Origin of the sequence: Staphylococcus sp. EG-SA-18 (assembly GCF_017151825.1) — a bacterium.
GTDB classification, from domain to species: Bacteria; Bacillota; Bacilli; order Staphylococcales; family Staphylococcaceae; genus Staphylococcus; species Staphylococcus aureus.
In genome coordinates this window covers 143,650-165,506 of the sequence record NZ_JACYVY010000022.1, presented here as the reverse complement: position 1 = coordinate 165,506, position 21,857 = coordinate 143,650, and the positions used below count along the sequence as shown (strand labels likewise).

The following is a 21,857-nucleotide window of genomic DNA, read 5'->3' as shown; positions in this document are numbered from 1 at the left end:
AAACTAAGTCATTAAGATTTAATTTACCATTTCTAATATTTTGACTCCTTAAAAATGGTATGCCTTTGTTTGTATAGTTTTCACTTCCACCTTTGGGAGTCTTTCCACTACCTATTTTGGTAGTAAGGTCCCCTAACTTCTTCTCTTCCCATTCGCCTTCAAACCCTGGGAACCTCAACTCTGGCACATTTTTCTTTTGTGTATTACTCATCTTTCAACACCCCAAGTTCTTTCAGGTATGCATTGATTTCTTGTTCAACTTCTGCGATTTCTTTGTCGATATTTTTCAAATCTTGTTGGACTTGATCTAAATCAATCGGTGCTTCTTCTTCGAATGTATCGACATATCTCGGTATGTTTAAGTTGTAATCGTTATCGGCGATCTCTTGTAATGTCGCACTGTAGCTATATTTATCAATTGTTTCCTTACGCTTATATGTGTTAATAATGCGTTCGACTTGGGCATCGGTTAAATGGTTTTGATTTTTTCCTTTTTCAAAATCATTGGATGCATCGATAAATAATACATAGTCTTCTTGTTGGCGACATTTTTTAAATACTAAAATACATGTTGGAATACTTGTCCCATAGAAAATATTGGCTGGTAAGCCAATCACGGCTTCTAAGTAGTTCTTTTCTTCAATTAAATAACGACGAATGACACCTTCTGCAGCACCACGGAATAAGACACCATGTGGGAGTACAACGGCCATGGTACCTTCATCGTCTAAGTAATGTACCATGTGTTGAATAAAGGCAAAGTCTGCTTTGGACTTTGGCGCAAGTTTGCCGTATCCGCTGAATCGTTCGTCATTTTCAAATTTTGAATCTGCTGTCCATTTCGCACTGTATGGTGGGTTCGCAATAACCGCATCAAATGTATGTCCTAAAAAGGCTGGATTTTCCAACGTGTCATCATTACGGATATCGAAATTTTCATAACGTACATCATGTAATAACATGTTCATGCGTGCTAAGTTGTAAGTGGTATTGTTACGTTCTTGACCGAAATAACGATACACTTGCGTTTCTTTACCAACACGTAACAATAATGAACCGGAACCACATGTTGGGTCGTACACATGACGTAATTTATCTTTACCGTCTGTGACAATCTTCGCCAGTATCTTAGATACTTGTTGTGGTGTATAGAACTCGCCTGCTTTTTTACCTGCTGTCGCCGCAAAGCGCCCAATTAGGAATTCATATGCATCACCTAACATATCAATTTCCATATCACTGTGAACAAATGGTAAATCGTCAAGATTAACCATGACTTTAGAGATTAAAGCAGTACGTTCTTTGACATTGTTACCTAGTCGCGTTGAACTTAAGTCCATATCGCTGAACAGTCCGATAAAGTCATTTTCACTTTCTTCACCTAATGTTGATGTTTCAACTTTACGAATTGCCGTCGCCAGATGTTCGATATCGAAATCTTGCGTTTCAATTTCACGAATCATCGCACTGAATAAATCTTGTGGTTCAATGAAGTAACCGACTTGATCAATTAATTCAGCTTTTAAGTCTTCACGATATTCTTCATCTGCCCATGTCTCTTGATACGTGATATCTTCACCTGCCAACGCATCTGCATATTCTTGTTCTGCTTTTTCGGATAAGAAGCGATAGAAAATCAAGCCTAAAATGTAATTACGGAATTCACTCGCATCCATGTTCCCTCTTAAATCATTCGCAATCGACCATAATTTTTTATGTAATTCAGCTTGTTGCTGACGTTGTTTTTCAGTAATAGACATGTGATTCCTCCGCCTTTGAATAAGTAATTTATCTCTTTGTGTAATAGATTTATTATAACATTTGGGTATGTTGCGATGTTGAGAATTTTGATGTTGGTGGTGGAATTTTTATATTTATGAAAATTGGGGTAGAATCCATGAAACGTAAACCAAAACAGCTTAACGACGATATCGATTGATGCATCCTTTTGGTAAGGTATGCGCATCAATTTACTTTTCATCGTTAAGCCGCTTCAATTACTTTTTATTATTCGTAATTATTTACTTTAAGTTAACTTCAATATCTTTAATTTGTTTGCTTTCTATGACTTCCCCCATATATTTGAATTTTAATTTAGATCTTAAATCAAGGTTATAAAAACTGCCATCTTTCAAGCTAATTTTGACCCTACCATCTTTTGAGATTGTTTTATAAAGTCCATATTTTTCGATTAGATGCTTTCTCAACTTATAATCCAGCTCTTTTAGTGTTATTTTTTCTTTTTTAATGTAATAAGGGTAACCTTTCACAAAAGCATCTTCACCCTTTTCTTTTGAAATATTTAATATTGGTGCACTGACAACTCCAGATGTTTTATTATTCTGTATTACACCACCAACAGTATAAAATATATCGTGCTTATCTCTTTTTTCTTGAACAAAAAACACATCTAACCCCTCATAACTACGCTGTTGAAATTTACTTTTATCATTTCCAGGCAGTAAAACTTGAATCTTAATACCTCTAAACTTAAAACGCAAGTTATTTTTACCATGTTTCAAAGCACTAATATTTTTCATTTCCATAGTCTTTCCAGTGTAGTATCGGTATAATGCTTCCTTGTCATGTTTATTTACTGACTTTTGATTTTGTTTTGCATGACCTGAATGAACTTCTGTTGTTAAAGTTCCTGTTGTTAAAATTCCTAAAGCTAATGCAGCTTTAGCTATCGCTGTTAATTTCATATTGTTTTGCTCCAATCTTAATATATTGGATTGTTTTCATTACGTAATTTGAATCATACATTTTTATTATAACGTGCATCGTTTCATACGATAATTAACCTCGATTTAAATATACTTGAATTATTCTTAATGAAAAACAAATATATTTTAATGTTCAGGTTAAATGAATTTCATTATTTCATTTAGTTGTTTTACTAGATTATCGTTTACTACAACTGATGATGTTACTCTGTTCTGCTCTTTGAAACGCAAAAAACAACTTAACAACAGTAATGTATTTAACACAGTTCCTTATTTAAGGACATGCATGTCAATTCACATTTTGTCGTTAAGTCGCTTCTTAAGTTATTATACTTAATTAATTCAAATTCACTTCAATATTTTTAATTTGCTTACTATCCATTACATCAAACATACGATCAAAACTTAATTTTTCACTTAAATCAATTACATATTTCTTTTCGTCTTTCATATTAATAACGATTCTACCTTTATCTGACGCGCCTTTATACAATCTATATTTTTCGACTAACATTTTTCTTATTTTAAAATCCAGTTCCTTCAACGATACTTCTTCCTTTTGAATAAAGAACAACTCATTTATCGAAAAGCCATGTTTAGGATCGATTTTTTTAACTTGTAGACTTGGATTACTTACAAATCCAAACACTGATCTCACATTTTTCTTTGTTATACCGCCAACGCTATATATGCCACCTTTTATATCTATTAATTCAGGTACTGCAAAGACATCAAGGCCATGTGTTTTTTCTTTATATTTATTTTTATCGTCACCAAGTAAAAATACTTTAAAAGCTTTATTTCGTTGTTTAAAGTTTAAAACGTTAGAGCCATAGTAATCTTCGCTTTTAACACTAATATTTGTTGGTTCAAAACTTTCTTCAGAATAGTATTGATGTAGCATATTGATATAATATTTGCGTTGTGTCTCATCAAGTTCTACTTTCGCGTGAACAGCTTTACTTTCTGTTGTAAACACACCTGTAGTTAATATTCCTAATGCTAATGTTGCTTTTGCTAATGCTGTAAATTTCATATTTATTTGCTCCAATCTTGATATATTGGATTGTTATTATTACGTAATTTGAACTATCTGTCTTTATTATAAGGTGCATCAAAACAGACTGACATTAACGCTCATTTAAATAAACTTGAATCATTATTAATGAAAATCAAACGTATGTTAACATTCGTATTAACTGATTTTTAATAGCAACATAAATTTTTTTAGGGGAATCATTGTTCTTTCCGATTAGTTTTAGATCTTAAGTTATTCGATACAAAGTGTACAAAAAAGCAGCTTAATAACGTAGTCAATGTTCGATATGTTTTTATTATTAAAACACGTATCAAAATCATTAAACATGGGATTATTAAACCGCTTCTTAAGCTTTCATTCTATATATATCATTGATTATTTCAAATTCACTTCGATGTTTTTAATTTGTTCACTATTAATGACATCTGCCATACGCTCGAAACCTAATTTATCACTTAAATCAATTTCATACTTATTTTCATCTTTCATATTAATAACAATTCTACCTTTATCAGCTGCCCCTTCATACAATTTGTATTTTTTAATTAACAGTTTTCTTATTTTGAAATCAAGTTCCTTCAATGATACTTCTTCCTTTTGAATAAAGAAAAATTCATCATACGAAAAACCGTCTTTATCGTCTATTTTTTTAACTAGTAAGTTCGGCGTTCTTAGAGACTCAAATATTGATTTTACATTTTTCTTTGTTACACCACTAACACTAAATATTCTTCCATCTAAATCTACTAATTCCGGTACCGCAAAGACATCTAAACCATGTGTTTTTTCTTTGTATTTATTTTCATCTTTTCCCAATAAAAACACTTGGAACTTTTGATTTTGTTGGTTAAAAAGCAAAACGTTAGAGTCATAATAACCTTGACTTTGGCCACTAACATTTGTTAACTCATAACTAGGTCCTGAATAGTATTGATGTAACTTGTTTGTATCATATAAACGGTTCATTTTTTCATACTTTCCTTTTGCATTAACCGATTGATTTTCTGTTATCATTACACTTGTTGTTAATATTCCTAATACAAATATCGCTTTAGCTATCGCTGTAAATTTCATATTCATATGCTCCAATCTTAATATATTGGATTGCTTTTATTACGTAATTTGAATAATACACATTTATTATAAAGGGCATTGAGACAGACTGACATTAACACTCGTTTAATTAAAATTAAATCATGGTTAATGAAGAACTAATTAATATTCAATGGACATCACTTTCAGAAGTAATGTGAATTTTTAGTACGCTCATACCCTGCGTTATAAAACGTAAAAAAAGCCTAACGACAAGGTTGTTTTAAATACGCTCCTTTATGTAAGGTGTACGTATCTATTCAACATTTCATCGCTAAGCTGCTTCAAATTTATTACTTTAGAGTCATTGATTACTTACTTTAAATTTGATTAATAGTCACTGCTATATTTTGAATATCCTTACTATTCAACACATCGCCCATGTGCTCGAATTGCAATTTATCACCTAAATCAATTTCTTGCTTTTCTCCATCTTTCAAATTGAAAGTGATCTTACCGTATTTAGTCGTACCTTTATATAAACCATAATTTTTAACTAAATGTTGTCTAATTTTGAAATCAAGTTCTTTCAGTGAAACTTCTTCTTTATTAATTAAAAATGATTCAATTGATGCATCTAAATTTCCGCCATACACTTTTTTTATAAATAAAGGTGTATTAGTTTCAGAAGATTGGTTATTTTTCTTCGTTACACCACCAACAGTAGATAGTCTACCGTTTGGATCAATTAATTCTTTTACCACAAAGACATTCTGGCCTTCAAGGCCTTCTTTATATTTATCTTTATCTTTTCCTGATAAGAATAATTGGTGATTTTGATTTTCTTGGTTAAAGCGTACAACGTTAGAACCGTTATAATTTTCAACCTTACCACTAATATTACTGAATTCAAAACTTTCTGATGAGTAGTATCGATGTAAGTCTTTAATATCATATAAATGTTGTACTCTCTCTTGCTTTTCTTTTGCTTGCACTGCTTGGCCTTCTGATGTAATCACACCAGTAGTTAATAAGCCTAATGCCAATGTTGCTTTAGCTAACGTTTTTAATTTCACAGTACTATTCTCCCAATCTATTTATAAATTTTGTCTTAATATATTTTTATATGATTAATTCAATTACGTAATACGAACAATCTACTATCATTATATAAGTGAGATACTGCGCTATGAATTAACCTCTTTTTAACTATTTTTGAACCAACGTTAAGTTAGTTAATGAAATCCTAACAGTATTAATTATTTTTTATAACACAATACTAATTTTTTAACTATTCACACTTTCCCTCAATTTAATTATGTTTTCCACATTGTTTCATGTCACGAAAAGGACAACGCGCGACTATAAGTATCAACCGTTTTTCCAAAAACTTGATCATAAACCCGCTCCTTTTTTCATCATAACAAAACAAAAAAGAAGCTAAGCAATATGTTATCGCTTAACTTCCCTACAATTACTAGTCTGCTTGTCCAAAGATTATTTATATTCTAGCTCAACATTAATTTCTTTGATTTTGGTACCATCTATCGTGTCACCCATGCGATGCGGTTGTAATTTTTTTGTAAGTTCGAAAGTATAAAACTTATCATCTTCCATTTTAACTACAATTTTACCTTTTCTATGGTTAATTGCATCGTATAAATTCTCTTCTTTCATCAATTTTTGTCTTAATTTAAAATCTAACTCTTTTAACGAGATTTCTTCTTTTGTAATTTTAAATTTACTATCTTTAGTTGATGTAGTATCTCTGTCTGCTTTTCTTGTTACTTTAACATCGACTTCTCTTTCTTTAAATTCTTTACTATTTGTCTTACTTATACCGCCAATTGAATATTGTCTTCCTTTAACAGGTTCTTCTTCTATGACTAAAAATGCATCTAGGTCCCCGTATACATCTGATTTGAATTTCTTACTATCTTCACCTAGTAGCCCAATATAATAATCTTTAAGGTTTTTCCATACATATGCACCTTTATCAGTTAAATGTTGTCTATACAGACCATCTACATTTATTAACTCTATACTTGGCTTGCTATAGTAGTATTTTAATGATTTATAATTGTGTTGACCTTGAGTTGATTCTGCCGCTTTTACTGTTTGACTTTCTGTTGTTATTACACCAGTAGCTAACAATCCCAATACTAATGTTGCTTTAGCTAACTCTTTTAATTTCATAGTACTATTCTCCCAATCTATTTATAAATTTTGTCTTAATATATTTTTATATGATTATTTCAATTACGTAATACGAACAATCTACTATCATTATATAAGCGGAATACTAAGCTATGAATTAACCTCTTTTTAACTATTTTTGAACCAATGTTAAGCTAATTAATAGAATCCTAACAGCGTTAATCTATTTTTTAAACTTAACGCAGCTTTTTTAACTATTCACACTTTCCCTCAATTTAATTATGTTTTCCACATTGTTTCATGTCACGAAAAGGACAACGCGCGACTATAGGTATCAACTATTCCCACAAGTTTTATTGGTGTTTTTATTATTCATCGATACGCTTCTTTTTCATCTCTCCAACACAAAAAAGAAGCTAAGCAACTTATGTTGCCTAACTCCTCTATACTATCCATATTTTACTATTATCCATATTTCATTGCATTATCTAATGTTGGCTTCTATTTTTTCAATATTTCTACCGTCAATGACGTCACTCATGCGATTTGTTTGTAATTTTTTATTAAGTTCAAACGTATAATAGCCGCCATCTTTCATTATCACTTTTATCTTACTATCTTTAGGAAACTTTTTATACAGATCAAAATTTTGAATTAAATACTGTCTCAATTTAAAGTCGAGTTCTTTAAGTGAAATCTCTTCTTTATAAATGTAGTGTACTCTACCGTACGTAGCAATACCGTCACCTTCATCTCTCTTGATTTGAAATCTTGGTGCGTTTATATAATCATAATAAGCGTCTTGATTTTTCTTAGTGACACCACCATATGAAAACACTGTGCCATTACGGTTTTCCGCTTCTTTAACAACAAATATGTCTAATCCCGGATTTTTGCGTGCTTTAAATCTTTCTATATCTTTACCAAAAATTTGTATTCTAGTGAACTTTTGATGTTTATCAAAGATAAGGTAATGCTTGCCACCTTTGCTATAACGATAACCAGTAACATTTTTAAGTTCCTTACTTGCGCCACTATAGTAATCTCTTAAGTCAAAGATATCTTTTGTCACATTTTCATATTTTGCTTCATGTTCACTCGCATTTACAGTTTGATGCAATGACGTTATTGTTCCTGTTGCTAAAATACCTAATGCTAAACTTGCTTTCGCAATTGCTGCCATTTTCATAGTTGTATGCTCCATTCGTAATTATTAGATTTGTTCGCTTACGTCTATTGAATCATACAGCTTTATTATAATTGGCGTATTTGACCTTTCACATTAAACCATGTTTAATAATCATTGAATCATTATTAAGTAAATTAAGGAATCTATAATGTTCGTTAAATAAAACTGATTCCGTTGTGCTCCACACCCGATAGATAGGGATTTACAGATAAATTCAGGACTCTTCCACGTCATATTTGGACCCATCGAAAATTCGGGTTCTCAAATCATCGAACATAACAAAAGAAGCTAAGCAACATGTAGGCCGTTGTCACTTAACTTCTTGTTTTTCCGATGACAGCTTCTATTTAGAGAATGTCATGATTATTTTATATTCACTTCAATGTTATCAATATTAGTGCCATCTATGACATCTGCCATGCGATTTTCTTGTAATTTTTTGTGCAATTCAAACGTGTACTTTCCACCGTTTTTCATTTTAATAACAATTTTACCTGAACCAACGTTACCGTACAGATTATTTTTTTCAATAAGTTGTTTTCTCAATTTAAAATCAAGTTCTTTCAAGGAAATCTGTTCTTTAGTAATCTTGAATTCTGAAACATCATGAGAGATTGTACCTTTATTATCTTCCTTAGTAATTCTTACTCCTGCTTTGTGATCAACTTTTTTACTATTACTCTTTGTGATACCACCGACAGAATATTTTTCGAGATTGTAATTATTTTCTTCTAAAACGACAAATACATCGACATTCCTATGTACTCCTTCACCATATTTTTTATCATCTTTACCAACTAAAGCAATTTTATATATGAAATAATCTGGGACAACATTCATAAATCTTATTGTCGTCCATTTTTTTAAAATAATACCAATCTCATTTTTAAATTCTAAACTTGGTTTCGTATAATACGCTCTTAAATCTTTAAATTTAGGATTTATTTCTGTTGGTACTTGTTTTGTGGTTGGCGATTGTGGTGGTGATGTGTCTACATTAGACGAAGGTGGTGTTGTCGCGTTTGCTGCTTGTTGCGGTGCTTCCACTTTAGTTGAAGATGGTGTTGTCGCGTTTGGTTTTGATTGCGGTGCTTCTACTTTAGTTGAAGATGGTGTTGTCGCGTTTGCTGCTTGTTGCGGTGCTTCCACTTTAGTTGAAGATGGTGTTGTTGCATTTGCTACTTGTTGCGGTGTTTCCACTTTAGTTGAAGGCGGTGTTGTCGCATTTGCTGCTTGCGTTGTCGTTGTGATTACACCTGTTGTTAAAAGGCCTAGTGCTAAACTTGTTTTAGCAATTGTTGTTATTTTCATAGTTGTATGCTCCATTCGTAATTATTAGATTTGTTCGATTACATTCATTGAATCATACAGCTTTATTATAGATGGCGCATTGCTCCATTCACATTAAACCTTGTTTAACTATATTTGAATCATCGTTAAGTAAATTAAGAAATCCATAATGTTCGTTAAATAAAAATGATTTTGATGTGATTCAACACTTGGCACATTTGAAGTTTCGTCACTTTTAAGACATAGAAATGCCACTTTTACAAACAAATGAATATTCGTCTTTTTACATCATTACGCATAATAAAAGAAGCTAAGCAACATGTAAACCGTTGTCACTTAACTTCTTGTTTTTCCGATGACAGCTTCTATTTAGAGAATGTCATGATTATTTTATATTCACTTCAATGTTATCAATATTAGTGCCATCTATGACGTCTGCCATACGATGCTCTTGCAGTTTTTTGTGTAATTCAAACGTATATTTCCCACCGTTTTTCATTTTAATAACGATTGTTCCTGAACCCATGTTACCGTAAAGATTATGTTTTTCAATAAGTTGTTTTCTCAATTTAAAATCAAGCTCTTTCAAGGAAATCTCTTCCTTAGTAATCATGTATTCTGAAACATCGCGTGAAATCATACCTTGATTATCTTTTTTAGTAATGCTTAATTCTACTTTGTGATTAACTTTTTTACTATTAGTCTTCGTGATGCCACCGACAGAATATTTTTTCAATTGATATTTATTGTCTTCTAAAACGATAAATACATCGATATTATCGTAAGGTCCATCTTTATATTTTTTCTCATCTTTTCCAACTAAAGCTATTTTATAGATGAACCTATTTGGAATAACATTCATAAACCTAACCGTCGTCCATGGTTTGAGCAAAAATCCAAACTGCTTTTCAAATTCAAAACTCGGTTTCGTGTAATACGCTCTTAAATCTTCATATTTAGGAGTCATATCTGTTTGTGCTTGTTTTATGGTTGGAGATTGTGGTGTGTCTGATTTAGTAGATTGCATTGGTTGTGGCGTGTTTGTTGATGGAGGTGTTGTCATTTTAGTTTGCTGCGTTGTAGATTCGGTTGTCGTTTGTGATTGTTCTTGTTTAGGCGCTGGCGTTGCTGATATATTAAGCGTTTTCTGCTCTTCTTGTTTAGGTTGTGATATTTTTTCTATTTTGGAAGCTGAGGTTTTTTCCTCATTAGTATTTGGTGCCTTTTCGAGTTTAGGCGTGCGTTCTTGTCTTGTGTTAGCTGCTTGTGTTGTCGCTGAATTTGCACCTGCTGTTATGTTTATCATTGCTAATCGCTCTGCTTTAAGCGTTGGTACTTTGTCAACTTTAGTTGATTGTATTTTTTCTGCTTTGACCGATTGCGTCGTTACTGTAATTGCGCCTGTTGTTAAAAGCCCTAGTGCTAAACTGGTTTTAGCAATTGTTCTCATTTTCATAATTGTATGCTCCAATCTATATTATATTCGATTGTCTTTTTACGTAATTTGAATCATACAACATCATTATAGATGGCATTCTAAGATAATCACATTAAACCCCTTTTAACAATTATTGAAGTATTATTAAGTAATTTAAGCAAAAAATAATGAGTGATTATGAGGTTAATATAGCGTTTCTATGTGCCTTTGAAATGATTTTTAAGCATTAAAAAGAAGTTAAGCAACGTTTGATCGTCACTTAACCTCTCTATTTCAATTTCAAATTATTTCGTCGTCAAGTATGTGTGTTATGCTTTTCTAACTTTGATTTCAATTCTATCAATATCTGTGACATTGATAACATCGGACATCCGGTCTTCTTGTAACTTTTTATCCAATTCAAATGTATACTTTCCGTAGTATTTCTTTTTGACGGTAATTTTCCCTGTACTCATTTCACCGTAAAGACCATAATTATCAATAAGGTATTTTCTTAATTTAAAATCAATCTCTTTCAATGACATTGCTTCTTTATCTATTTTAAATGGGAAAAAGTCATAATCATATTCACCAATATGATCTGCTTTAATAACTCTTGCTTCTGCTATTAGGTCGACAGCTTTATCGTTTGCACTCGTGATACCGCCAATGGAGTACTTTGCACCTTCAAATCTCTTATCCTCATTAACGTAAAATATATTAAGATTACGATGTACACCCGTATGATAATGTTGCTTATCTTTGCCAATTAAAGCAATATTATTAACAGAATTACCATCTATGATATTCATAAATTTAATACTTGGTTGAATGAAACTGATATAACCTGTCACATTTTTATATTCAATACTAGGTTGAGTATAATAAGCTTTTAATTTTTTGCTATTTTCACTTATTACAATAGGTTTCTTTTCGGCATGAACTGGTTTTTCCGTTGTAGTGTTTACACCTGTTGCTAATATTCCTAATAACAAACTTATTTTTACAATTGATTTCATTTTCATAGCTGTATGCTCCAATCTATTATAATTAGATTGTTTTATTACGTAATTTGAACCATACACCCATATTATAGGAGCTGTATTCAGATATTCACATTAACCTGTTTTTAACTATTCATAAAATATGATTAAGCTATTTAAGCAAAAGATAATGCGTGGTGCGACTGTTTGTGTGAGTTTTGTAACTTTTCCCCTCAAAAAAAGAAGCTAAGCAACAGTACGTCGCTTAACTTCCATATATTTCCATAACAAGCACTATTCAACATAGCGCTTTGTTGTTAGAAAGTATTATTTCATTTCTACTAGAATTTTTTGTATTTGTCTGCCATCGATAGACTCGCCCATACGTTCTTTTTCAAGTTTTTGACTTAAATCGATTGTATGTGTTGTGCCATCATTCATTGTAATTGTAATTTGACCTTGTTTAAGACCATTTGAATACAAGCCACTTTGACTAATTAATTGCTTTCTTAATTTAAAATCAAGTTCTTTTAGTGAGATGTCTTCTTTATAAATTTGGTATAGACTACTTTGTGGTTCTTCTTTACCTTTCTTGATTTCAAGGATTGGTGTGTGTATATAGTCATAATACACTCCTCTATTAGTTTTTGTTATGCCACCAATCGAATGATTATCAGCTTGTCTACCGTTTCCTTCTCTAACGACAAACACATCTATATCTGGGTTAACTTCTTCATTATATTTATCTTTATCAGAACCAACTAAAGATATTTTATTATATTGTCCATTGTATATAAAATCAATAAATCTATCTTTACCTTCAATAAATCCATATCCAGTTACTTTTTTATATTCAAAACTTGGTCCATTATAATAAAGTTTTAAATCAGCCTCACTTTGTTGTTTAACTTCTGTTTTCGCTTGTACTGATTGTACATTCGATGTAATTACACCTGTTGCTAACATTCCCAATGCTAAACTTGCTTTTGCTATCGCTTTAAATTTCATAATTTTTAGCCCCAATCTATTTAAATTTGATTTTTCAATTACGTAATATGAACAATCTACCTACATTATATTGAGGCGCTATCCCCTTTCAAATTAAACCTCATTTAACTAAACTTGAATCATTGTTAAGGTAATTAATAAAATGCTAACTGTTATTAATCAATTCTTATCCGTCGAGACTCTTTTTTATACAAATCACACTTTATACCATTTTTATTTTAAAAACTGTAAAACTTTCAGACACAAAACAGACATCATATTGTCGTAGTACCTGATTAAAATTTCCAAAGATATTAGTGATACACATCAACTAAAACGCGTCATTACGGTATTTTCAACATTAATAACATATACGTATTTACTATACACAGCGATAATAAATACAGATTACAATTTTTTATAAAATCAAATGTTTTGAAAACAATCGAATAAGTATTATGTTATGTATATAAAGATTAGGAGATGAAGTGAATGAATATTATGTTAACAGGTGCTACAGGTCATTTAGGCACACATATTACAAATCAAGCCATTGCAAATCACATAGATCATTTTCACATTGGTGTTAGAAATGTTGAGAAAGTTCCAGAAGATTGGCGCGGAAAAGTTCCTGTTCGACAATTAGATTATTTTAATCCCGAAAGCATGGTAGAGGTATTTAAAGGAATGGATACCGTTGTGTTTATTCCAAGTATTATCCATCCATCATTCAAACGTATTCCAGAAGTGGAAAATTTAGTATATGCGGCAAAGCAAAGTGGCGTTGCTCATATCATTTTCATAGGTTATTACGCAGATCAGCATAATAATCCATTCCATATGAGTCCTTATTTTGGTTATGCAGCACGTCTATTGGCAACAAGTGGTATTGACTATACCTATGTAAGAATGGCAATGTACATGGATCCACTTAAACCATATTTACCAGAATTGATGAATATGCATAAACTGATTTATCCAGCTGGTGATGGTCGTATTAATTATATTACTAGAAATGATATTGCTAGAGGTGTCATTGCTATTATTAAAAATCCAGATACTTGGGGCAAACGCTATTTATTATCAGGCTACAGTTATGATATGAAAGAACTTGCTGCAATTTTATCTGAGGCATCAGGCACAGAAATTAAATATGAGCCCGTTTCATTAGAGACATTTGCAGAAATGTACGATGAACCTAAAGGCTTTGGTGCATTATTGGCATCAATGTACGACGCAGGAGCAAGAGGACTATTAGACCAAGAATCCAATGATTTCCAACAATTAGTCAATGATCAACCACAGACACTGCAATCATTTTTACAAGAAAATATTTAATAATAAAGGAGCGTTACAGTGAATATCATCTCAACAATTTTAATCATATTTGTGGCATTAGAGTTTTTCTATATTATGTACCTTGAAACGATTGCTACAACTTCCAAAAAGACTAGCGAGACATTTAATATAAGCGTCGATAAATTGAAAGACAAAAATATTAACCTACTTTTGAAGAACCAAGGCGTATATAACGGTTTAATCGGAATTTTGCTAATATACGGTTTGTTTATCAGCAGTAATCCAAAAGAAATATGCGCAGCTATTTTAGTGTATATCATTGGCGTTGCTATTTATGGTGGCCTTTCAAGCAATATTAGTATCTTTTTCAAACAAGGTACATTGCCAGTATTGGCACTCATATCAATGCTTTGGTAAATATTGGTGTTTGGGGGTTTGGAGGTTTGGAGGTTTGGAGGTTTGGAGGTTTGGAGGTTTGGAGGTTTGGAGGTTTGGAGGTTTGGAGGATGTGAGCGAATTGGGTGTGGACTTTAGACTCAGAGTATTTCATCCTAATTATTTCAAGCAGAGGTGACAGTAACGTTGCCTCTGTTTCCTTATAGAAAAATTATTTAATGACGAAAACCCATATCTGATTTAATTTTTAGCTGATAAATACTAATAGCTATAAACGTCTGTAAAGTAGAAGATGCGTTTTAAAAAAATTATTATTTAAATAGTTGATTTAAATAAAATTTAAATTTTTCATCACAAGTACGCCTACCATCAATGTGTAATGACAAGTTGTTTCTAATATCTGCCCCTAAAGAATCTAATACAAAATCAATTCCTTCTGTTCTTGCTAGTTTAGCAGCAGGTACAAAATCGCTATCACCAGCTATTAAAATAATTTTATCTACTTGATGTTTAAATGATAATGAAGCTATGTCTAAACCTATTTTCATATCAACACCTTTTTGTTGTAATGATAGGGAAAAATCTTTTTCTTTCAAATCATTTAAATCGATACTTCCATTTAATAATTTTTTTGTAATAGAGTATTTTAAGTTGTATTCAACTGAATACTCACTCAACTCTCCTAACCTCAATGCTACCTTTCTTTTTTTGCTCATTTCTTTGAAAAAGTCTTCTGTCCACTTTTTCGTATCAGTATTGGAAAAATTTACATTCTTTTTTAATAAGGGGTGATAAACTATCTTATCAATAGGAGGACAATCATAGTAAAATATTCTGTATAATTTATTATATATTTCTTCTTTGAAATGTGTCTCTTTTAAGTGTCTATTGCAATAACTATATAACTCGTCAGCTCTTTCTTTCGCTGTAACTTTTCCGTAGACTTTTGCGCTTATCTTTCTATAGTATCCACCATCTACTAAAATGGCTACTTTTTCCATTACATCACTCCTTTATATCAAAAAATCCATGATTTCGAAATTCCCGTATGGTGGGGTTCCTACTCTCATGGATCTGTTAACAAAATTATCTGTACCGATATATTATCACAACTTGAATATCATTTCAACGATTTTAAAAAATATTTTATAAAGTATCTTACAACTTAAATGTTTGGTTTATTACGTATATCCTCAATACTTACTTTTCATGTACTATCGTTTCATTCATGTTTTGGTCAAAAAACGTATTTTCATCATAAACTTTTATACCTTCATTAATGAGTAAAGCAGTTGCCACACCTACACCCTTTTTCTTATTTCCTGTAAAATTCCCATCATATATCTCTTGTGATCCACATGATGGGCTATTTGCTTTTAAAATAACTGTATCACATTGATATTTTTTCAAAATTTTTAATGTAACTATTGCTCCATGTTTATAATCGTCAGTTACGTCTTTGTTCGAAATAGTAACAACCTTTGCAGCGTCATTCCATACATCAAAACCATCGCCACCAATAATTTCTGCAGGTTCTCTAGGAATTAATAATCCACCAAGTAATTCTGGACATGCGTGAATAGCTTTTCCGCTGTCTATTAATTTTTTCAATCTAACATTCAATTGATTACCACCATCGTATCTTACATTATCGCCTATCAAACACGAACTAATTAAAATCATCCCAACCACCTATAAATCTATTTGTTTTAATTTATTTGTCGTATCGCTAATGCCCCTTATGCTTCTCTTTTGCTTTAACCTTTTTAATTTCTCTTTTTCTTTTTTGAAATGCATCACGTTTTTCTTTATAGCGCTTCCGCTTTTGCTTTTTCTTTAATTCTAATTCTTTCTTAATAGCTATTTGTGCTTGGGTAGAATATTTAGGTTTCTTTTGCTCCTTAGCAATTTGTCGTTGTAGTTTTTTCGGGTTTACTTTTCTAGAAATATTTTTCGTATAAACAATAGTTTGCACATCATCAATCATTTTCATTAATTGATGATGAATAAAATCCAATACCTCTATATCATCAGGTTCATTCCCAAATGTGTATTGGATAAATTTAGATTTATTTTCCATTTTATATTCTACCAATGCTACAAAAAATTGCCCATTGTAAAAAATAGATAGCTCCATGCTATCCCTCCTCTAGTTTTATTAGAAATGACGGACGACCCGAGGAGGAAGGTTACTGACAGTTTTAAAACTGCATTGGGACTACCAACCCAATTGTGTTTTTACACTTCTATATACAGAATATATTGCACAACGTTACATGTAAACTGTAATTTTAAAAATTCACATTACAGAAGGTATATGTAAATAACGCTAATAAAATATTAACAGGGAAATACTTACACCCCATTAGTGTTGATTGGCATTGCATAATGCTTTTAAACAAATAATTTGGTAACAATAAGAAACGATTTACACAAAGGTAATTGTATAGTAAAATTATTTTATAATACTTAAATTGAATTGTACAAGGAGTGAATATCATGGTACCAGAAGAAAAAGGTTCTATTACTTTGTCAAAAGAAGCAGCTATCATATTTGCAACTGCAAAATTCAAACCATTTCATAATAGAATTAAAAATAACCCACAAAAAACAAATCCATTTCTTAAATTACATGAAAACAAAAAATCTTAATCACTTTATTTATAGCATTTCTGATCTCAGAAATGCTATAAAGGACAACGCCCTCTTTCATAACTATATAAGTCAAGAAACCAAGAAATTCCAAACATCTTTAAACCCTTCAATAGCACATTTCCTAAAACATAAAGCAATAAAAATGAACGATCAAAATTCCATACGTACGTATTTAATTATAGATAAATCAGACCTTGAAATAATGGGATACTTCTGCTTAAAAATTGTAAATATAAAGCTTGAAAAAGACGTTAGTGGAAAAACGAAAAAAGATATTGATTTAGATAAAAATATTCAATATGATTTGAATACTAATACTATGGATGATAAGGGCAGATACGTCGATGAAAATGGAAAACTAATAAATAAGGATTATGACGTTTTCGTAGAACAATTTGAAAATGAAGAATATGAAGCTACATTAATCGACAAAGAAACTGGCGAAATAATAAAATTCAACTCAATTGAAGCTAAATCTTCTGCATTGCCATTAGTAATATTAGCTGCAGTAGCTGATACGGAATAAACTATGCAATTAAAACATATGGAAAAAAAGCAACTCAAACCGCTATCAAAACAAAGAGTTTTGGTAAATTTTTACCTTCTGTAGCCAATCTAGGAGCTAATAAAAGAAAACATATTCTTGCTAGTAAACATAATTGGAATAAAGTTACTAAAAACAATTGGAAAGATGTTTCTAAAGTAATGTCGCATGTTATGAGGTATGGAAAGCAAAGCCGATACAAAAAGTCCGCATACCAAAAAACACTTGTCATGAGTGATAGAACTGTAGTCATAACTTATACACGAAAAAATGGCAATATATATATCGAATGGATGGGTTAAATAAATGAAAAGCGTTAACATTCTATTAAATTTATTACCAACTGAATTAAAAAATATGTTAGAGAATAAAGATATGGAGAATATTCTAACATACTTTATGTCGAACGAAATTTCAGATGAAAAATTAGTATCATATTTATCAAATCTTGCGAATCAAATAAATACAATTGAATATCATGAAATGGTCGCAAGCATCTATCACTTTCATTTCAATTACATAGATAATGCCTATGATTTAGCATACTATCATTATTGGCAATCGTTAGAGATTTCGCAATTTAATAATGCTAATTTATTATACGAATTTTTAGAAATCCTTGGAGAACCAGACTTTAATATGATTTCACATGAGAATATTCAATTGGTCGCAAATAAAATTCTTGAAAGAGACCCTAATAATAAGTTAGCAATTAAATATATTAACTAAAAAACTACTAGGCATAAGGAATGATGGACATTTAATTTCATCGTTCCTTTTGTATTTCTAATATGCTTCGTTGTATCCATCTACAAATATTTCACTTCAAAAATCCAATATTATTTCACTACCTTTAAAAAATAAAACCATACAGTACTTGCTATTACAATAACTACGAAATTGCTAACAAGTCAAATTCTATAACAATTCACAACATACTAATACTACTTGTTTTATATATCATTTTAATATATAAAATTACTCCTTTTTTACCTTTAAAAATGACCTCACTCTTAAATTAATAGGTGCTGTGGTTTGGTCATTTATATTATTATATAAAAATGGCGACCAACAAAGGCCGCCTAAACAATTAAAACAATCTATCCATCGTATCAAACAATTAAATGATGCCATGATTCAATTAGCACAACAACTCAATTATTTTAAAAATATTCATTCGATACCTGGTATTGATATCAATCAGGTAATACACACTTTAAAGATACCATCAACTAGCGTGATAATAAAAAGCAAGATATATCAAACTTATTTATATAATTCTCTAACAACTTCTTCTATTAATTTATCACCACGATTTTTGATCATTTTTATTAAACTATCATATTTTTCATCAATTATATCTATTTCAATAGTATCTATTGTTCTTTTATCTGGATAAAAACTGTTGTTAACATACTGATTTTCTATAGTTCCCGTAATAGATGCCTTATCAATATCTATTGCTGAATAAAGAAATTTTTCTTTTTTTCTTCTATTAATACCAGAGTCAAGTAACATGATGTTACCTAAAGATCCAGCAGGGATTATTGCATTACCTTTATGCAGCTTGTATAATTTTCTTGAAAAAATATGTTCATAATCTAAATTATCATTCAAAGATGAATAGAAGCTTCTAAATTTATTAGCAATAAAAGTAATGATCATCTTCTCATCCGTTTGAATATTAATACTTGTCTTATTTATATTCTCTTCATTCCATCTAAGTAGCTCATTTCTAAACACTTCTTTTGCTAACGGCTTTAAATATCTATTGTTTTGAGATATGTATATATCCATTAATTTTCGATCACCTGTTCCTGACCAGTACTTTCTTATCACATCATAAATTGCATAAATTATGATATTAGACAAAATCACTTGTTGATTTTTTTTCAAAGATTTAGTTTGTTTAATAGAAAATGTGTTTTTATTTTCATCTAATTCAATACTATACGATGAGATCCATAAAGATGAAAAGAATGACATTATTTGTAATCTAGTAAAAGATTTAGTTTCATATTTATCTTCTCTTGACGATACTACCATAGAGAAAGCTTCTTTAAACTTGTTATTTATTATTTTATATATCTTCACAATTTTTTCAAACAAGATTTCTATATTATTTTTATTCTTCATATATTGATATTTATATGGTAACTCATTCATCTTATTTGTAGGAATGCCAAATACAATTAGCATTGTTTGAAATCCTAATTCATTGCATATATCTTCTGTTGACTCTTTAAAAAATGCTTGTAATTCATCAGAAATCACTTTACCAAGTCCATAACATAATTCAGATAAATTAATTACTCTTGACGTCTCCATTTCTTTAGGGTCAAAATTTTCAATTAAGATACCTCTATCATTATTTAATCTTTCGTACCTTTCTATTACATTTTTAAGTATCTCATCACTATACTTTAAATCTCCCAATTCAACTTCATATCTGTCCCAATGTGCAGCAAAAACTTGATACTTCGATAACTTTTTACCTCCACTGTTTAACCTTTGAAAAACTTCTGCCAATTCAGTCTCTTCTCCTTCAAAGAAGATACACGGAATCTTGACATTACTAATATCTAGTTGATTATTAAAATAAGTAATAACATCTGACTGTATTTGAGTGATTTCATCTCTAATATCTGTTTCACCTAATACTGGAAATTTATCCACCATTTTTTTAGCTAGTTCATTTACTTTTACATTTTCTTTTGTAGAATCAATATATTTTTCAATAATTTTCAGCAGAATATCTTCGGCATAATTAACTACTTCTGCTTTTGTACTCTCTGATGCCCCTTTATACAATTCAGCAATTTTCAATGTAAAATCTTCAAATTCAATATAGTTTGTTGGATTCTCCATGAAATCTACCATTGTAGAATACCTTTGCAGGCCATCAATAAGACTGTATTTATTATCATTTTCATATTCGTATAACAGAATAGAACCAAAAGGAAAACCATCTTTCAGCGTTGAGAAAAATTCTTGCTTTTGATTATTAGACCAAACTAGTGCTCTTTGAAAAGTTGGTAACTTTAATTTTCCTTCTAACTCTTCAAACGTTCTTGTTTCTATTCTATATCCCATCCAAACCTCTCCTTTTATCTCAAATACGAATTAAATAGCTATAAAACTATAAAAATTGCTAGAAATATGACATACAAATATATTATAAATTGAAATGTTGTTAAAATACAATATCTTTTCCATTTACATCTTATGTTTAAAGATCAATAGTACTACAACTATTTAAGGATAGATATACATTCTAAGTTTTTAAATACATTCTTCAGTTATATTTGTATATTCCAAATGTTTATTAATAGCATTTCTGATCTCAGAAATGCCATTAAGGACAACGCCCTCTTTCTAACTATATAAGTCAAGAAACCAAGAAATTCCAATCATCTTTAAACCTTTCAATAGCACATTTCCTAAAACATAAAACAATAACAATGAACGATCAAAATTACTTACGTGCGTATTTAATTATAGATTTGTCAATTTCAAGTGATTTAGCCATAACTATAAATTTTCCTATTACAAAAAAAGGCCAGCTATGTTTCGCATTGTTAAGAGGCGTTAGCTGACTTCTGATAAATTAATATTAATCTAAGTGTTATTAATTTTCAAATATAATTCCATTAATATTTGAAATAAATCATCAATTCTATAATTTAAAATACATCTATCCTCAAATCTCACTATATCTTCAATAAATATAGGTACTAATATTGGAATATCAACAATTAAAAGTAAAAAGCTATTTACAATCTATTCGTCTTATTATATATATGTCTGACATTATGACTTATTCACATAAGTATAATAGATTTCTTCCGAGACATACTCTGTTGATTGGAGAACATGTTCATACTCATTTTCAATTACAAAATAATTTACAAATAAAAAATAGCTCTACATCTATATAAACTTATATATGTTCGAGAGAAAGACAAAATCGACTTTCTTTATACTTGTTTACTGATCGCCACTGTTTTTTTGAAACGAATGAACTTAACTAAATATAGTAAATAAGCAATAAATATAAACAGATTAGAAATTAATATTTGCATCGTGCTGATATTACCAAATTTTATACTAATTATTACCCATGATATTATTACTAAAAATAAG

Annotated in this window: 20 protein-coding genes and 2 pseudogenes; 5 read left to right on the top strand and 17 right to left on the bottom strand. The window is 30.3% G+C overall.

Annotated elements, in window-relative coordinates; translation table 11 throughout:
* The 13 genes and pseudogenes from IDG66_RS07315 to IDG66_RS07255 form a co-directional block, all read right to left on the bottom strand.
* Positions 1 to 211, bottom strand: a pseudogene (locus tag IDG66_RS07315) (restriction endonuclease subunit S); the annotation flags it as partial.
* A complete protein-coding gene (locus IDG66_RS07310; RefSeq protein WP_000028610.1) occupies positions 204 to 1,760 on the bottom strand; it encodes a type I restriction-modification system subunit M in 1,557 nt (518 codons plus the stop codon). The pseudogene IDG66_RS07315 and the gene IDG66_RS07310, both read right to left, overlap by 8 nt.
* A gap of 261 nt (positions 1,761 to 2,021) precedes the next feature.
* Positions 2,022 to 2,705, bottom strand: coding sequence for a superantigen-like protein SSL10 (locus IDG66_RS07305; RefSeq protein WP_000778477.1), 684 nt, complete (start codon positions 2,703 to 2,705; stop codon positions 2,022 to 2,024).
* A gap of 358 nt (positions 2,706 to 3,063) precedes the next feature.
* Complete coding sequence (locus IDG66_RS07300) at positions 3,064 to 3,762, bottom strand: superantigen-like protein SSL9 (RefSeq protein WP_000673059.1); 699 nt, start codon at positions 3,760 to 3,762, stop codon at positions 3,064 to 3,066.
* Positions 3,763 to 4,140: 378 nt separating this feature from the next.
* Positions 4,141 to 4,839, bottom strand: a complete 699-nt coding sequence (locus IDG66_RS07295) for a superantigen-like protein SSL8 (protein WP_000673035.1) — start codon at positions 4,837 to 4,839, stop codon at positions 4,141 to 4,143.
* A gap of 338 nt (positions 4,840 to 5,177) precedes the next feature.
* A complete protein-coding gene (locus IDG66_RS07290; RefSeq protein ID WP_000769837.1) occupies positions 5,178 to 5,873 on the bottom strand; it encodes a superantigen-like protein SSL7 in 696 nt (231 codons plus the stop codon).
* A gap of 421 nt (positions 5,874 to 6,294) precedes the next feature.
* Positions 6,295 to 6,993 (bottom strand): superantigen-like protein SSL6, encoded by a 699-nt coding sequence (locus tag IDG66_RS07285; RefSeq protein WP_206172182.1) that lies wholly within the window; start codon positions 6,991 to 6,993, stop codon positions 6,295 to 6,297.
* A 445-nt stretch (positions 6,994 to 7,438) separates the two neighbouring features.
* Positions 7,439 to 8,143 carry a superantigen-like protein SSL5 gene (locus IDG66_RS07280; RefSeq protein WP_000781345.1) on the bottom strand — a complete coding sequence of 235 codons (705 nt, stop codon included), beginning with the start codon at positions 8,141 to 8,143 and terminating at the stop codon, positions 7,439 to 7,441.
* A 363-nt stretch (positions 8,144 to 8,506) separates the two neighbouring features.
* The gene (locus IDG66_RS07275; protein WP_000705630.1) at positions 8,507 to 9,454 is read right to left on the bottom strand and encodes a superantigen-like protein SSL4; all 948 of its coding nucleotides are present in this window, start codon (positions 9,452 to 9,454) and stop codon (positions 8,507 to 8,509) included.
* Between the two features lie 108 nt (positions 9,455 to 9,562).
* On the bottom strand, positions 9,563 to 9,700 hold the full coding sequence (locus IDG66_RS07270; RefSeq protein WP_001791691.1) for a hypothetical protein: 138 nt from the start codon (positions 9,698 to 9,700) through the stop codon (positions 9,563 to 9,565).
* 118 nt (positions 9,701 to 9,818) lie between these two features.
* Positions 9,819 to 10,889: a superantigen-like protein SSL3 gene (locus IDG66_RS07265; RefSeq protein WP_000784029.1), complete on the bottom strand. Its 1,071-nt coding sequence runs from the start codon at positions 10,887 to 10,889 to the stop codon at positions 9,819 to 9,821.
* A 290-nt stretch (positions 10,890 to 11,179) separates the two neighbouring features.
* On the bottom strand, positions 11,180 to 11,875 hold the full coding sequence (locus IDG66_RS07260; protein WP_000782839.1) for a superantigen-like protein SSL2: 696 nt from the start codon (positions 11,873 to 11,875) through the stop codon (positions 11,180 to 11,182).
* 285 nt (positions 11,876 to 12,160) lie between these two features.
* Positions 12,161 to 12,841: a superantigen-like protein SSL1 gene (locus IDG66_RS07255; RefSeq protein WP_000669009.1), complete on the bottom strand. Its 681-nt coding sequence runs from the start codon at positions 12,839 to 12,841 to the stop codon at positions 12,161 to 12,163.
* Between the two features lie 471 nt (positions 12,842 to 13,312).
* Here IDG66_RS07255 and IDG66_RS07250 point away from each other — a divergent pair, with 471 nt between their 5' ends.
* Both IDG66_RS07250 and IDG66_RS07245 read left to right on the top strand, forming a co-directional pair.
* The gene (locus IDG66_RS07250) at positions 13,313 to 14,158 is read left to right on the top strand and encodes an SDR family oxidoreductase (protein ID WP_001024374.1); all 846 of its coding nucleotides are present in this window, start codon (positions 13,313 to 13,315) and stop codon (positions 14,156 to 14,158) included.
* A gap of 18 nt (positions 14,159 to 14,176) precedes the next feature.
* Positions 14,177 to 14,536: a DUF1304 domain-containing protein gene (locus IDG66_RS07245; protein ID WP_001021621.1), complete on the top strand. Its 360-nt coding sequence runs from the start codon at positions 14,177 to 14,179 to the stop codon at positions 14,534 to 14,536.
* Positions 14,537 to 14,826: 290 nt separating this feature from the next.
* Here the strand turns inward: IDG66_RS07245 and IDG66_RS07240 are convergent, their stop codons facing one another.
* The 3 genes from IDG66_RS07240 to IDG66_RS07230 form a co-directional block, all read right to left on the bottom strand.
* Positions 14,827 to 15,516: an NYN domain-containing protein gene (locus tag IDG66_RS07240; RefSeq protein ID WP_000416469.1), complete on the bottom strand. Its 690-nt coding sequence runs from the start codon at positions 15,514 to 15,516 to the stop codon at positions 14,827 to 14,829.
* 199 nt (positions 15,517 to 15,715) lie between these two features.
* On the bottom strand, positions 15,716 to 16,198 hold the full coding sequence (locus IDG66_RS07235) for a 2-thiouracil desulfurase family protein (RefSeq protein ID WP_000600865.1): 483 nt from the start codon (positions 16,196 to 16,198) through the stop codon (positions 15,716 to 15,718).
* A gap of 46 nt (positions 16,199 to 16,244) precedes the next feature.
* Complete coding sequence (locus IDG66_RS07230) at positions 16,245 to 16,652, bottom strand: DUF2992 family protein (protein WP_000423526.1); 408 nt, start codon at positions 16,650 to 16,652, stop codon at positions 16,245 to 16,247.
* Positions 16,653 to 17,014: 362 nt separating this feature from the next.
* Here IDG66_RS07230 and IDG66_RS07225 point away from each other — a divergent pair, with 362 nt between their 5' ends.
* From IDG66_RS07225 to IDG66_RS07215, 3 genes and pseudogenes are all read left to right on the top strand, one after another.
* Complete coding sequence (locus IDG66_RS07225; RefSeq protein ID WP_000248840.1) at positions 17,015 to 17,167, top strand: hypothetical protein; 153 nt, start codon at positions 17,015 to 17,017, stop codon at positions 17,165 to 17,167.
* Between the two features lie 268 nt (positions 17,168 to 17,435).
* Positions 17,436 to 18,020 (top strand): annotated as a pseudogene (locus IDG66_RS07220) (SAR2788 family putative toxin); the annotation flags it as partial.
* Complete coding sequence (locus IDG66_RS07215; protein ID WP_000843946.1) at positions 18,021 to 18,443, top strand: hypothetical protein; 423 nt, start codon at positions 18,021 to 18,023, stop codon at positions 18,441 to 18,443. It abuts the pseudogene before it with no gap.
* 537 nt (positions 18,444 to 18,980) lie between these two features.
* On the opposite strand, the gene IDG66_RS07210 is transcribed toward IDG66_RS07215, so the two are convergent.
* Positions 18,981 to 20,807, bottom strand: a complete 1,827-nt coding sequence (locus tag IDG66_RS07210; RefSeq protein WP_000542272.1) for a DUF262 domain-containing protein — start codon at positions 20,805 to 20,807, stop codon at positions 18,981 to 18,983.
* Between the last annotated feature and the right edge of the window lie 1,050 nt (positions 20,808 to 21,857).

Bases quoted from the DNA above. Each gene is read 5' to 3' on its own strand.
- IDG66_RS07280 (WP_000781345.1), bottom strand. From the start codon at position 8,143: ATGAAAATGGCAGCAATTGCGAAAGCAAGTTTAGCATTAGGTATTTTA.
- IDG66_RS07210 (WP_000542272.1), bottom strand. From the start codon at position 20,807: ATGGGATATAGAATAGAAACAAGAACGTTTGAAGAGTTAGAAGGAAAA.
- IDG66_RS07215 (WP_000843946.1), top strand. From the start codon at position 18,021: ATGAAAAGCGTTAACATTCTATTAAATTTATTACCAACTGAATTAAAA.
- IDG66_RS07265 (WP_000784029.1), bottom strand. From the start codon at position 10,889: ATGAAAATGAGAACAATTGCTAAAACCAGTTTAGCACTAGGGCTTTTA.
- IDG66_RS07275 (WP_000705630.1), bottom strand. From the start codon at position 9,454: ATGAAAATAACAACAATTGCTAAAACAAGTTTAGCACTAGGCCTTTTA.
- IDG66_RS07260 (WP_000782839.1), bottom strand. From the start codon at position 11,875: ATGAAAATGAAATCAATTGTAAAAATAAGTTTGTTATTAGGAATATTA.
- IDG66_RS07295 (WP_000673035.1), bottom strand. From the start codon at position 4,839: ATGAAATTTACAGCGATAGCTAAAGCGATATTTGTATTAGGAATATTA.
- IDG66_RS07255 (WP_000669009.1), bottom strand. From the start codon at position 12,841: ATGAAATTTAAAGCGATAGCAAAAGCAAGTTTAGCATTGGGAATGTTA.
- IDG66_RS07240 (WP_000416469.1), bottom strand. From the start codon at position 15,516: ATGGAAAAAGTAGCCATTTTAGTAGATGGTGGATACTATAGAAAGATA.
- IDG66_RS07305 (WP_000778477.1), bottom strand. From the start codon at position 2,705: ATGAAATTAACAGCGATAGCTAAAGCTGCATTAGCTTTAGGAATTTTA.
- IDG66_RS07225 (WP_000248840.1), top strand. From the start codon at position 17,015: ATGGTACCAGAAGAAAAAGGTTCTATTACTTTGTCAAAAGAAGCAGCT.
- IDG66_RS07235 (WP_000600865.1), bottom strand. From the start codon at position 16,198: ATGATTTTAATTAGTTCGTGTTTGATAGGCGATAATGTAAGATACGAT.
- IDG66_RS07300 (WP_000673059.1), bottom strand. From the start codon at position 3,762: ATGAAATTTACAGCATTAGCAAAAGCAACATTAGCATTAGGAATATTA.
- IDG66_RS07310 (WP_000028610.1), bottom strand. From the start codon at position 1,760: ATGTCTATTACTGAAAAACAACGTCAGCAACAAGCTGAATTACATAAA.
- IDG66_RS07250 (WP_001024374.1), top strand. From the start codon at position 13,313: ATGAATATTATGTTAACAGGTGCTACAGGTCATTTAGGCACACATATT.
- IDG66_RS07230 (WP_000423526.1), bottom strand. From the start codon at position 16,652: ATGGAGCTATCTATTTTTTACAATGGGCAATTTTTTGTAGCATTGGTA.
- IDG66_RS07285 (WP_206172182.1), bottom strand. From the start codon at position 6,993: ATGAAATTAAAAGAGTTAGCTAAAGCAACATTAGTATTGGGATTGTTA.